Raw genomic sequence first — 12637 nt, forward strand, 5'->3', positions numbered from 1 at the left:
GCCGAGCCCTCAGCAGCATCGGCGGTGTTCCCGACCGATGGAGGAGAGCCTCGTGGCCACCGCAGCATCCCGCACCGTCCTGGACCGTCCCGCGACCCCGACCGACGGTGTCCTGCCCGGCTCGGGTACCCGGGTGCTGGTGGTGACCGGCAGCGTGGGCGCCGGTCACGACGGCGCCGCCCACGAATTGGCCGCCCGGCTGACCGCGGCCGGCGCCCAGGTCGAGGTCCGTGACTTCCTGGACGCACTGCGGCCGCGGCTGGCCCGCGCGTTGCGCAACGGGTACACCGGCGGGGTCGGGCGGACGCCGGTACTGGTGGAGCTGCTCTACCGGCGCCTCGAGCACCGCGGTCTGCTGTGGGCCATCGAGCGCCGCGTCTGCCGCGCAGCCGAGGCCGCCGTGCTGGACTGGGTGAGCGCGATCGACCCCGACGTCGTGGTCACCACCTACCCGCTGGCCGCCCAGACCCTGGGTGACCTGCGCGCCAGCGGCGGCATCACCGTCCCGGTGCTGACCTACCTGACCGACCCGGCCGTGCACGTCAGCTGGCTGCACGCGGCCGTCGACGCCCACCTCACCGTCACCGCGGCCACCGCCGTGCAGGGACGTCGCGACTACGCCTGCGACTTCACCGTCGCCGGGCCGCTGGTGCCCGCCCGGTTCGGTCAGCCGATGCAGCTGCCCGAGTTGGTGGCGCTGCGCGCCGAGGTGGGCGTCCGCACCGACCGACCGGTCGCGCTGCTGGTGGCCGGGTCCCTCGGCCTCGGCGACGTCGCCGGCGCCGCGGTCGACGTGACCGCAGCCGGGTTCACCCCGGTCGTGCTGTGCGGCCGCAACGCGGCGCTGCGGGACCGACTGGACCGGCTGCCCGGCGTCGTCGCCCTGGGCTGGCGCAGCGACATGCACCGGCTCATGCAGGTCGCCGACGTCCTGGTGCACAACGCCGGTGGCCTGACCTGCACCGAGGCCCTGGTCGCCGGGCTGCCCACCGTGACCTACAAGCCCATCCCCGGGCACGGTCGGGCCAACGCCACCGTGCTGCACGAGTCCGGGCTGGGGCCGTGGGCCACCGACCCGGTCGACCTGCGCGCCGCCATGCTCGCGCAGCTGGGCCGGGACCGGACCCCGCCGGCCGTGCCGGACCCCACCGACATCGTGCTCTCCTGGCTGCCCGCCGCCCGCCGGACTGTCCGGACCACCGGGCGGGCGGTGGCGGCGTGAGCGCCCCGACCGTGACCACCGCGGTGGCCGGTGCCGCAGCCGGCTTGTGGCACGCCGCCCCGGCGCTGACCTCGATCGGCCCGCTGCGCCGTCCGCTGGCCCGGTTGTCCGGTCAGGGACGGCCCGGCGGCATCGGTCTGACCTTCGACGACGGTCCCGACCCGCTGGGCACCCCGGCCGTGCTCGCCGAGCTGGACCGGCTCGGGTGGACGGCGACGTTCTTCATGCTGGGCAGCCAGGTCCGCGCCCACCCCGACGTGGCCCGCACGGTCGTCGCCGCCGGCCACGAGGTCGCCGTGCACGGAGACCTGCACCGGATCCACTTGGTCCGCACCCCAGCGCAGGTCCGCGCCGACCTCGCCCGCGTCCTGGGCGACGTCCGCGCGGTCACCGGCACCGATCCGCGCTGGTTCCGCCCGCCCTACGGCGTGCTCACCAGTGGCTCGCTCACCGCGGCCCGCAGCCTCGGGCTGACCCCGGTGCTGTGGACCGCGTGGGGCCGGGACTGGCAGAAGGCCAACCCGGGCTGGGTGCTCGACCAGGTCATGGGCGGCCTGGCCGACGGCGGCACCCTGCTGCTGCACGACTCCGACTGCACCAGCGCACCGCGCTCGTGGCGGACGACCGCTCGGACCCTGCCGCTGCTGGCCGAGCGCCTCGACGAGCTGGGGCTGCAGGTCCGGCCGCTGCGCGTCCACCTGACCGCGGCATGACCGCGGCCCTGCTGGCGCTCGGGTCGGCGATGGCGTACGCGGTGTCCACGGTCATCGGCCACCGGGCCGCCACGTCCGCGCTTACCGGCGACGGTCCGGGATGGGCCCGGGCCGGCCGGCTGCTGCGCCGTCCCGGATTCGTGCTGGGCCAGACCCTGGGTGCCCTCGGACTCGTCCTCCACGCCGCCGCGTTGGCAGCGGGCCTGGTCGTGGTGGTGCAGCCAATCCTCTGTGTCGGGCTCGTGCTCGCCCTGGCACTCGGCGCGCTCGCCGACCGACGCCACCGTGACCGCCCGCTGCCAGGGCGCGGCCAATGGTGGGCAGCGGGGATGGTGGTCGCCGGACTGGTGGTCTTCCTGACCAGCGCCGCACCGACCGCCGGAACCGGGTCCGCCGTCGGCTGGGCACTGCCCGTGACCGTCGGGGCCTTCGCTGCCGGGTCGGCCGCCGTCGGCTCCGCGGTGCACCGCGGCCGCCTGCGCCGCCCCGCGGCAGCGCTGGCGGCGTGCTCGGGACTGGCATTCGGGTTGACCGGGGTGCTGCTCAAAGCCGTGCTGTCGCTGCCGGTGACCGCGTGGCCGCTCGCGTGGCCGGTCTACGCCCTGGCCGGGGTCGGGCTGGCGGGCACGGCCCTCGCGCAGTGGTCCTACGCCGCCGGTCCACTGGTGCAGTCGCAGCCGATGGCCTCGGCGCTGGAGCCGGTGGTCGCGGTCGCCCTCGCCGGACCGGTGTTCGCCGAAGGCGTGGCCGGTGGGCCGGTCGCCCACCTGGCTCAGCTGACCGGGCTGGTCCTGCTCGTCGTCGGGGTCATCGGGGTAGGTCGGTTCGCGGGTGACCGCGACGTCCCCGCGGGGGGCGGGGACCCGCCCGAGGACGACGACCCGGCCGACGGCGACCCGGTCCTCCCCGTCCGCGCACCTCTTCTCGCCGCGCACGGATGAGGCGTTCAGGTCCTCGTCAGGATTCCCCGTCCACCATGACCGCGGCCGCTACGGCTTACGCACCACCCACCGGGCTCGACGCCGAGCTCCCACCTCGTCGACGTCGCCCCCTGGAGCAGCCCGTGCCGCAGCACGCCCCGTCCACCCGCCACCGCGCCCCGGCCGTCAAGGTCCCCGCCGTCACCGCGGTGTTCTGGCTGATCAAGGTCCTGACCACCGGGACCGGTGAGGCCGCCGCCGACGGGTTCGCCGCGACGAACCTGCCCCTCGCGGTGGCGGTGTCCGGCCTCGGCCTGGTCGCCGCCCTCTGGTGGCAGCTGCGCGCCGACCGGTTCCACCCGGGCCGCTACTGGACGGCGGTCACGATGGTCGCGGTGTTCGGCACGATGGTGGCCGACGGCCCGCACGTCGTGCTCGGCCTGCCCTACCCGGTCACCGCGGGGCTGGCCGCCCTGGGCCTGGCGGTCGTGTTCGCGGTGTGGCACCGGCTCGAGGGCACCCTCGACGTGCACAGCATCACCACCCGCCGGCGCGAGCTCCTGTACTGGGCGGCGGTGCTGACCACCTTCGCCCTGGGCACCGCGCTCGGTGACCTGGCCGCCGTCGTCTGGCACCTGGGCTTCGCCGGGTCGATCGTGCTGTTCGCCGCGGCGATCGTGGTCCCGTGGGTCGGCTGGGCCCGGTTCGGGCTCTCGCCGGTGGTCGCCTTCTGGGCCGCCTACGTGCTGACCCGCCCGCTGGGGGCCTCGGTCGCCGACTGGCTCGGCAAGCCCGCGCACCTGGCCGGCGGCCTCGGCCTGGGTGACGTCCCCGTCGCGGTGACCGGGCTGGTGCTCATCGCGGTCCTCGTGTCCGGCACGGCCCGGCGGGCGACCCGGTGAGCTGGTTCGAGGCCCTGGTCCTGGGGGTCGTGCAGGGGCTGACCGAGTTCCTACCGGTCTCCTCCAGCGCGCACCTGCGCATCGTCGGCGCCCTCGCCGGCTGGCCCGACCCGGGTGCGGCGTTCACCGCCATCATCCAGATCGGCACCGAGCTCGCCGTGCTCGTCTACTTCGCCCGCGACATCGCCCGGATCGTCACCGCGTGGGTGGCCTCCCTCGTGCACCGGGACCGCCGCGGCGACCCCGACGCCCGGATGGGCTGGCTGATCATCGTCGGCAGCGTCCCGATCGTGGTGCTGGGCCTGCTGCTGCAGAGCACGATCGAGACCACCTTCCGCGACCTGCGCATCGTCGCCAGCGCGCTGATCGTGTTCTCCGTGGTCCTGCTGGTGGCCGACCGGGTCGGCCGCAAGCAGCGCACGCTGGAGGAGCTCACCGTCGGGCACGGCGTCGCCTTCGGCCTGGCCCAGGCCCTCGCGCTGGTCCCCGGCGTCTCGCGGTCCGGCGGCACCATCACCGCCGGCCTCCTGCTGGGCTACACGCGGGAGGCGGCGGCGCGCTACTCCTTCCTGCTCGCCGTCCCGGCGGTGCTCGGGTCGGGCGCCTACCAGGCCTACGACGCGCTGCACGGCGACACCGCGGGCGCCCCGGTGGCCTGGGGCCCGACCGCGCTGGCCACCGTGGTGTCCTTCGGCGTCGGGCTGGCCGTCATCGCCTGGCTGCTGCGCTACCTGCAGCGGGGGAGCTTCGTGCCCTTCGTCGTCTACCGCGTCGTCCTGGGGGCTGTGGTGCTCGGGCTGGTAAGCGGCGGCGTGCTCGCCGCCCGCTGACGGCCGCCGACCAGGATGAGCGGCATGGGGTCCTCCGTCGTCGCGCTGGGCCCCGGCCTGGGCATCGCCCTCGCCGCGCTGCTGGCGCTCGGCGTGCTGGTGGGCCGGGTGTCCGGGCTGGGGCAGCAGCGGCCGGTGCTCTGGGCCTGCCTGCGGGCCGCCGTCCAGCTGGCCGCGGTCTCGTCGGTGATCGTGGCCGTCGTCGGGTCGCTGTGGGCATCGGCGGCCTTCGCGGTGCTGATGCTGGTGGTGGCCGCGGCCACCTCGGCCGGCCGGGTCACCGGCGGCGCGACCTGGGGACGGGGGGCGCCCCGCCGGGCCCTGCTGATGGCTGCGCCCATCGCCGCCGGCGTGCTCCCCGTGCTCGGCCTCGTGCTGGCCAGCGGCTCGGTCCCCCTGCGCGGGGAGGCCGTCGTCCCGATCGCCGGCATCGTCATCGGCGGCGCGATGTCGGCCACCTCGCTGGCCGGCCGCCGCGTGCTCGACGAACTCGAGCAGCGGCACGGCGAGGTGGAGGCGGCCCTGGCCCTCGGGTTCCTGCCGCGGGACGCCGCGGTGCTCGTCGCCCAGCCCGTCGCCGCCACCGCGCTGGTCCCGGCCCTGGACCAGACCCGGACCGTCGGGCTGGTCACCCTGCCCGGTGCCTACGTCGGCGTCCTGCTCGGGGGCGGTAGCGCCCTGCAGGCCGGCGCCGCACAACTGCTGGTGCTGGTAGGTCTGCTGGCCGCCGAGGTGATCGCCGTGTGGGTCACCACCGAACTGATCACGAGAGGCACCGTCGTCCGCGCAGAACCGACGACGGCGAGGCGAGCGCGGTCGAGCAGCACCACCTGAGGTGCACCGACCAGAATCACGGTGCCCCATGTCTTGGCGGGTCGGGCTGACCCCAGGACGGGGTGGGCGAATGGTGGCGGCGGCAAACGCTGAGAACGCGCACAGCGGTTGTCAGGCGGTGTTCAGTCCTGATGACGAAGGTCGACCCCATGAGCCGCCCGGTCATCGCCTCCGCCCCAGCCCCTGTAGACCGGGCTGATCACCGCACCGCCCCGGTGCTGGACGTCGTCGTCCCCGTGCACGGCGAGAAGGCCGACCTCGAGCAGTGCGTGCGCCGCCTGGACGCCCACCTGGCCACGCTGCCCTTCAGCTACCGGATCACCATCGCGGAGAACGCCAGCACCGACGGCACCCTGGCCCTCGCCCAGCGACTGGCCGCCCAGCTGCCCGGCGTCGTGGTGCGGGTGGAGACCGAACCCGGCCGCGGGCGGGCGCTGAACCGGGCCTGGCAGGCCAGCGACGCCGCCGTGCTGGTCTACATGGACGTCGACCTGTCCACCGACCTCAACGCCCTGCTGCCACTGGTCGCCCCGCTGATCAGCGGGCACTCCGACCTGGCCATCGGCACCCGGCTGGCCGGCTCCTCGCGCGTCGTGCGCGGGGCCAAGCGGGAGTTCATCTCCCGCAGCTACAACCTGCTGCTGCGCGGCACCCTGGCCACCCACGTCTCCGACGCCCAGTGCGGCTTCAAGGCCATCAGCGCCGACGTCGCCGCCCGCCTGCTGCCGCTGGTCGAGGACACCGGCTGGTTCTTCGACACCGAGCTGCTCGTCCTCGCCGAACGCGCCGGCCTGCGCATCGCCGAGGTGCCCGTGGACTGGGTCGACGACCCCGACAGCCGCGTGCACATCGTCTCCACGGCCAAGGCAGACCTCGCCGGCATCGTGCGCATGTGGCGCGCCTTCACCACCGGCCGCCTCCCCCTGGCCGACCTGCGCGCCCAGATCGGCCGCGGCCCCCTCGTCGAACCCACGCTGGACGGCGTCCCCAGCGGCCTGGTCGGCCAGCTGGTCCGCTTCGCCGCCATCGGCGCGGTCTCCACGCTGGCCTACCTCGCGATCTTCCTCGGCCTGCGGCACACGATGGACCCGCAGCCGGCCAACCTCATCGCCCTCGCCGTCACGGCGGTGGCCAACACGACGGCCAACCGGCGGCTGACCTTCGGCATCCGCGGCCGCGGCGGGCGGCGACCGCCCAGTTCCAGGGCCTGCTGGTCTTCGCCCTCGGCCTGGCGCTGACCAGCGGCACGCTGGCGGCGCTGAACGTGTGGGACCCGCACGCCCACCGCCTCGTGGAGCTGACGTTCCTGGTCGCGGCGAACCTCGCCGCCACCCTGCTGCGGCTAGTGCTGTTCCGCGCCTGGGTCTTCCGCAGCCGGGTTGCCGAACGGAGCGCTCCTGCATCGCACCTGTGAACCGCACGCCGAGATCGTCTCGCCCCTCACCTCGATCGTTCGCTCAAAGACTGCAGCGACACACCTCTTGCTCTCCGGGTGACAGCGCGTTGCGCCCGAAGTTGCCTGCCCCCGTGTGATGACGGTGCACAAGTTGACCGCAGGGGACGGCTACACCTACCTAAGCCGTCAGGTGGCCGCGCAGGACACCACCGCGCCCACGCCCGGTGGGCTGTCGGCCTACTACACGGCGCGCGGCGAGTCGCCTGGCCGGTGGATGGGTCGCGGTCTAGACGGATTGACCGGGGATGCTGTGGGGCCCGAGGTCGCCGAGGCTCAGATGCTGGCGTTGTTCGGGCAGGGACGTCACCCCAACCGCGCCCAGGTCGAGCAGGTTGCCATCGCCGCCGGCGCCACCCCGACGGCGGCGGAGCGGGCCTCTCGGCTGGGCGCGCCGTACCCGGTGTTCGCTGCGGCCGGTGAGTTCCGCCGCCGCTGTGCGGTCGCCTACCGGGAGTTCAACGCCGCCCGAGGCGAGGCCGGAACGCCCGCGGTGCCGGCTGAGGACCGCGCTCGCATCCGGACAGAGATCGCGGTGGCCATGTTCCGCGACCAGTTCGGCCGCGACCCACTCGACCCCCGCGAGTTGTCCGGGCACCTCGCGCGAATCTCCCGGCAGCAGACCACCGCCGTCGCCGGCTACGACCTCACCTTCAGCCCCGTCAAGAGCGTGTCGACGCTGTGGGCCATCGCGCCTCACGAGGTCGCGGAGGTGATCGAGCAGGCCCACGCCGACGCCGTTACCGACGTCCTGGCCTGGATCGAGGACCACGCCACCTACAGCCGCACCGGCCGCCATGGCGTCGCCCAGACCGACACCCGCGGCCTGCTTGCCGCGTCGTTCACCCACCGTGACTCCCGGGCAGGCGACCCCGACCTGCACACCCACGTCGCAATCAGCAACAAGGTCCAGACCACCGACGGCAGGTGGTTGGCCCTCGACGGCCACCCGCTGTACGCCAACGCAGTCGCCGCCTCCGAGCGGTACAACACCCGCATCGAGGCCTTCCTCATCGAACGCCTCGGCGTCCGGTTCGCCGAACGACCCAGCACAGAGCCTGGGAAGCGGTCCGTGCGGGAGATCGTCGGCATCGACGGGCCGCTCCCTCGGTTGTGGTCCTCCCGCCGCGCTGCCATCGACACCCGACGCGCCGCCCTGGCCGCCACCTTCCAGACCGACCACGGACGCCCCCCCACCACACGGGAGGCGATCCAGCTGGCGCAGCAGGCCAACCTGGAGACCCGCCCGGCCAAGCACGAACCCCGCACACACGCCGAACAACGCGAATCCTGGCGCGCCGAAGCCCTGACCGTCCTCGGCGACGAACAGCAACTCGACCGCTACGTCGCCCGCGCCCTGCTCCCAACCGGCCGACCTGCCGGCCCCGACGTCACCCCCGCCTGGACCAACACCATGGTGGCCGCGACGGTCACCCGCGTCGCGCTCACCCGGGCCACCTGGCAGGAGACCCACCTGCGCGCCGAGGCTGAGCGCCGCGCCCGTTACGCTGGCGTGCGCGCATGCGACCTCGACCGAGTGGTCGACGACATCGTCATCCGCGCCACGTCACCCCCGGCCTCTCACCGCCTTACTGCCACGGTCGAGGACGGCGAACCCGCCGCGCTGCGGCGGGTCGATGGCACCTCGGTGTACGAGACCGCCGGTTCCTCCCAGTACAGCTCCGACGAGGTCCTGACCGCAGAACGCACCGTCCTGGACGCGGCGCAGCGGTTCGACGGGCACGTCACCCCGAGCGCTGCAGTGGAAGAGGCCATGCGGAACGCCGGGGTGACAGGCCCGGCGCTGAACACCGGCCAGGCCCAGTTCGTGCGCACGCTGGCCGCATCCGGTGCGCGGGTGCAGGTCGCCGTTGCACCGGCCGGCACTGGCAAGACCACCGCGCTGCGCACCCTGGCCGCCGCCTGGCGTACCGGTGGGGGCAGCGTCATCGGCCTCGCCCCCTCCGCAGCAGCGAGTTCGGTGCTGCGGGAGCAGCTCACCGACAGCACCGACACCGTCGCCAAGTTCGTCCACGCCACCCAGACCGGGCTCGACATCCCCGACTGGCTCACCACCCTGGGCCCCGGCTCCCTGGTCGTGGTCGACGAAGCCGGCGCAGCCACCACCCAGGACCTTGCTGTCGTCGTCACCACCGTCCTGGCTGCCGGCGGGTCCGTCCGGCTGGTCGGCGACGACCAGCAGCTAGGCCCCGTCGGCGCCGGCGGCCTTCTCACCGACCTCGCCCGCGCCCACGGGGCGGCCCACCTCGATGAGGTCGTGCGGTTCACCCACCCCGACACCGGCGCACCCAACCTCGTGGAAGGCGCAGCATCCCTCGCCCTTCGCGACGGAGACCCGGCCGCCCTGGGCTACTACGCCGACCACGGTCGCGTGCACGTCGGCGACCTGTCCTCCTGCGTCGACCAGGTCTACGCCGCATGGTCAGTCGACCGCGCCGCCGGACGTGACCCCCTCATGCTTGCCCCCTCCCGCGACCTGGTCCGGGCGCTCAACACCCGTGCCCGCACCGACCGCCTCGCCGGCGAAGGTTCAGCCCGCCGCGAGGTCACCCTCGCCGACGGGACGAAGGCCTCGGCCGGAGACGTCGTCATCAGCCGTCGCAACGACCGCACCCTGCCCAACGGGAGCGCCGGATGGGTCACCAACGGCGACCGATGGACCATCGCCGCTGTCCGCCCATCCGGAGCCCTCGACGTCGTCCACACCGCCACCGCCGCCCTGACCACGCTCCCGCCCGACTACGTCGCCTCCCACCTCACCCTCGGCTACGCCACCACCGTGCACAGCGCCCAGGGCGTCACCGCCGACGCCAGCTACACCGTCGTCGCCGGCACCGAATCGCGGCAGCTGCTCTACGTCGCCCTCACCCGCGGTCGACACACCAATCACGCCTTCGTCGCGGTCTCCGCAGACGGCGACGCCCACAGCGCCATCACCCGCGACGGCGTCCTCCCCCCGACCGCCCTCGACATCCTCCAGCGCGTCCTCTCCCGGGACACGGCGCCCCGATCGGCCACCACCACCGTCGCCGAGGCCACTGACCCGCAGCTGCAACTAGCTGGTGAGGTCGACCGCTACGTCCACGCCCTGGCAACGGCCGCCGAGGGCCTGGTCGGGGCCGAGACCATGACCGCCATCGACGACGCCGCCGAATCCGCCCTACCCGGACTGACCGACCAGCCCGCCTACCCCACGCTCCGCGCCACCCTCGCGCTCCGCGTAGCAGCCGGGCACGATGCGGTGGCCGAACTGCAGCACGTCACCCCCGACGACCGGCCCCTTGACGACGCACGGGATCCCGCAGCTGTCCTGGACTGGCGCATCACGACCCACCTCAGCGACGCAGAGCCGGGCCCACTCCGCTGGCTCCCCGCAGTCCCCGCTGCGCTGGAAGGCGACGAGCGGTGGGGCGACTACCTGATCCGTCGAGCATCTCGCATCCGCGACCTGGCGTCGCAGACCGCGGACTCCACCGCAGGGTGGACAGCTGCCAGCGCGCCGCCATGGGCACGCCCCTACCTGGAGGACGCCGACCTCGTACGCGAGCTGGCGGTCTGGCGAGCCGCCGCCGGGGTCGAACCGTCCGACCGGCGCCCCACCGGGAACCCCGCCGGCACGGCCAGCGAAGCTGCAGCCCAGCGGAAGCTCGACGGGCGGGTACGCACACACCTCGCCGAGACCACGGCGACCGCTGCCCGGTGGGCGGAACGCTTGTGCGGCGCCGCGCCGCGCGTGACCGAGGATCCCTATTGGCCCGTCCTGCTGGACCGCCTCACCAGCCAGCGGCTTGACGACCCGGCCGGTGACCGCCTGGTCGACGCAACCACGAGTGCGCCGCTACCCGACGAACTGCCCGCCGCGGCCCTGTGGTGGAGGCTGCTGGAACACCTCCCCACCCGTGCCGAACTCCCCCGTCCTGCATCACTGCCGGTGGCACCCGGTGCAGCCGTGGACCGGGCTGCCGGCGCGCACGGAGACCCGCCCCCTCACACCCATCCCGCCGACGGGCCGACCGGGTCGACCTCGGCGGAAACTGTGGGCTCCGAAGTGCCCCACAGCCCGGGCGTGGCAGAGCCCGTAGAGCTGTCGAGACACCGCGCTCTCCAGCTGAACCAGCTGGCGGCCGGCTTCTACAGCCAGAGCTACGACGGCTCGTGGGCACAGACCTACCTCACGGACCGCCTTGGCACCGACCCGGCACAGACCACCGTCCATCTCGTCGGTTACGCCCCGAAGGGCTGGACCACCCTCGTCGACCACCTCCGCAGCCACGACGCCACTGACGACGAGTTGATCGGAGCGGGGTTGGCCGCACGCGCGTCCACCGGTCGACTCATCGACCGCTTCCGCGACCGGGTCGTGTTCGCCATCCGTGACGAGGACGGAATCGTTGGCTGGATCGGCCGACGCCACCCCGACGCCGATTCCCGCCCCCACCCGTCAGTCCCCAAGTACCTGAACACCGCCGAGACCGCGGCGTTCATCAAGGGCAGGCACCTGTTCGGCCTCACCGACAATAATTCGTCGATCACCAACGGGGCGACCCCGGTTCTGGTGGAAGGCCCCATCGACGCGCTCGCGGTCAGCATCGCCGGCGACGGTCGATTCGTCGGTGTCGCCCCGCTCGGAACCGCCTTCACAGACCACCAGGCAGACCGCCTGCGCAGCGCCGTGCCCCACGACCGCCCCGAGATCGTCGTGGCCATGGACGCCGACCCAGCTGGCCGCCGATCCGCGGCAGGGATCTTCTGGCGCCTCACCGAGCAGTACCGGACCAGCTCGCTCGAGCTACCCGACGGCCAGGACCCGGCCGGACTGCTGCATGACGCCGGGCGGGGCGCACTGCTGAACGCACTGGACTCCTCACGGTGTCTCGCCGATGTGCTCATCCGCGACGTGCTCGACGACTGCAACGCGCAGTTGGGCACCGTCGAAGGCCAGGTGACGGCGACTCGGCGTGCAGCTCGCATCATCGCCGCGGTGCCCGTCGACCGATGGCCGGCCCTGCTCACCCACGTGGTCGCCGGCACTGGCATCGCCCCGGACATCGCGTTGGCCGAAGTACTGGATGCAGCAGAGAACCGGCGGCCCGCCGGTGGCGCGACGCAGGACGCCATGCCCCACACGAGCAAGGCAGCTGCTCCCTCGCCTCTCGACAACTTGACGTGCTCGCGGCCCGCTCACGCGTGGCAGCCAGCCCCGAACCGGCGGGTACCTGCTCCAAGCAGAGGTCGGTGATGGCTCGCTCCGCCTCGGTCGTCGCCGTCTCCTGGGCCGTGTTCTCGACGTGCGCACCACGCTGCACTGGCCGGGGCGTCACCGCCTCCTCTCCCACGTCACCTGTCTGGTGGACGCGTGCGAGCAACGCGCATCCAGACGGGTGGCCGAGGGAGGCCACGTGGTGCCGATCCAAGGAGCACACATGGCGGCCAAGGTCACCGCATCCAGCGGCGGGTTGCTCGACGTCGATGGTGCTGCAGCGCATCTGCGTTGTGGTCGACGACTGATCTACCGGCTCGTCGCTGAGCGACGGGTTCGATTCACCTACGCCGGCCGGTCCCTGAGGTTCTGGCAGGCCGACCTGGATGCCTACCTCGACGAGCGCACCGTCGAGCCAGTCAGCACCCGTCGCTGACCGACCGACCTCCGTGACCACCAGTGCCCACCAGTCGTAGGCAGTTCGGCAGCGTCCGCAAGCTGCCCTCCGGTCGGTGGCAGGCGCGGTACCCCGGACCTGACGG

Annotated in this window: 10 protein-coding genes; all 10 read left to right on the forward strand. The window is 73.6% G+C overall.

Annotated elements, in window-relative coordinates:
- The first annotated feature begins 52 nt into the window (after window positions 1–52).
- The 10 genes from NH342_RS01085 (at window position 53) to NH342_RS01130 (ending at window position 12531) form a co-directional block, all read left to right on the forward strand.
- On the forward strand, window positions 53–1222 hold the full coding sequence (locus NH342_RS01085) for a hypothetical protein (protein ID WP_253010380.1): 1170 nt from the start codon (window positions 53–55) through the stop codon (window positions 1220–1222).
- Window positions 1219–1935: a polysaccharide deacetylase family protein gene (locus NH342_RS01090; protein WP_253010382.1), complete on the forward strand. Its 717-nt coding sequence runs from the start codon at window positions 1219–1221 to the stop codon at window positions 1933–1935. Before NH342_RS01085 ends, NH342_RS01090 begins: the two co-directional genes overlap by 4 nt.
- Window positions 1932–2876 carry a DMT family transporter gene (locus NH342_RS01095; protein ID WP_253010384.1) on the forward strand — a complete coding sequence of 315 codons (945 nt, stop codon included), beginning with the start codon at window positions 1932–1934 and terminating at the stop codon, window positions 2874–2876. The genes NH342_RS01090 and NH342_RS01095 overlap by 4 nt, the downstream gene beginning before the upstream one ends.
- Before the next feature lie 122 nt (window positions 2877–2998).
- Window positions 2999–3757, forward strand: a complete 759-nt coding sequence (locus NH342_RS01100; protein WP_253010386.1) for a hypothetical protein — start codon at window positions 2999–3001, stop codon at window positions 3755–3757.
- Window positions 3754–4587: an undecaprenyl-diphosphate phosphatase gene (locus tag NH342_RS01105; protein WP_253010387.1), complete on the forward strand. Its 834-nt coding sequence runs from the start codon at window positions 3754–3756 to the stop codon at window positions 4585–4587. Before NH342_RS01100 ends, NH342_RS01105 begins: the two co-directional genes overlap by 4 nt.
- A 24-nt stretch (window positions 4588–4611) precedes the next feature.
- Window positions 4612–5421: an ABC transporter permease gene (locus NH342_RS01110; protein ID WP_253010388.1), complete on the forward strand. Its 810-nt coding sequence runs from the start codon at window positions 4612–4614 to the stop codon at window positions 5419–5421.
- Between the two features lie 149 nt (window positions 5422–5570).
- Window positions 5571–6659: a glycosyltransferase gene (locus tag NH342_RS01115; RefSeq protein ID WP_253010390.1), complete on the forward strand. Its 1089-nt coding sequence runs from the start codon at window positions 5571–5573 to the stop codon at window positions 6657–6659.
- 26 nt (window positions 6660–6685) lie between these two features.
- Window positions 6686–6835 carry a hypothetical protein gene (locus NH342_RS01120; protein ID WP_253010392.1) on the forward strand — a complete coding sequence of 50 codons (150 nt, stop codon included), beginning with the start codon at window positions 6686–6688 and terminating at the stop codon, window positions 6833–6835.
- 118 nt (window positions 6836–6953) lie between these two features.
- Window positions 6954–12134, forward strand: a complete 5181-nt coding sequence (gene mobF, locus NH342_RS01125) for a MobF family relaxase (RefSeq protein WP_253010394.1) — start codon at window positions 6954–6956, stop codon at window positions 12132–12134.
- Between the two features lie 184 nt (window positions 12135–12318).
- On the forward strand, window positions 12319–12531 hold the full coding sequence (locus NH342_RS01130) for an excisionase family DNA-binding protein (protein ID WP_253010396.1): 213 nt from the start codon (window positions 12319–12321) through the stop codon (window positions 12529–12531).
- The last annotated feature ends 106 nt before the right edge of the window (window positions 12532–12637 follow it).

Source organism: Klenkia sp. PcliD-1-E (genome assembly GCF_024124375.1).
GTDB lineage: Bacteria > Actinomycetota > Actinomycetes > Mycobacteriales > Geodermatophilaceae > Klenkia.

Coding starts and splice junctions, on each gene's coding strand:
- NH342_RS01095 (WP_253010384.1), top strand. CDS start 1,932: ATGACCGCGGCCCTGCTGGCGCTCGGGTCGGCGATGGCGTACGCGGTG.
- NH342_RS01110 (WP_253010388.1), top strand. CDS start 4,612: ATGGGGTCCTCCGTCGTCGCGCTGGGCCCCGGCCTGGGCATCGCCCTC.
- NH342_RS01115 (WP_253010390.1), top strand. CDS start 5,571: ATGAGCCGCCCGGTCATCGCCTCCGCCCCAGCCCCTGTAGACCGGGCT.
- mobF (WP_253010394.1), top strand. CDS start 6,954: ATGACGGTGCACAAGTTGACCGCAGGGGACGGCTACACCTACCTAAGC.
- NH342_RS01130 (WP_253010396.1), top strand. CDS start 12,319: ATGGCGGCCAAGGTCACCGCATCCAGCGGCGGGTTGCTCGACGTCGAT.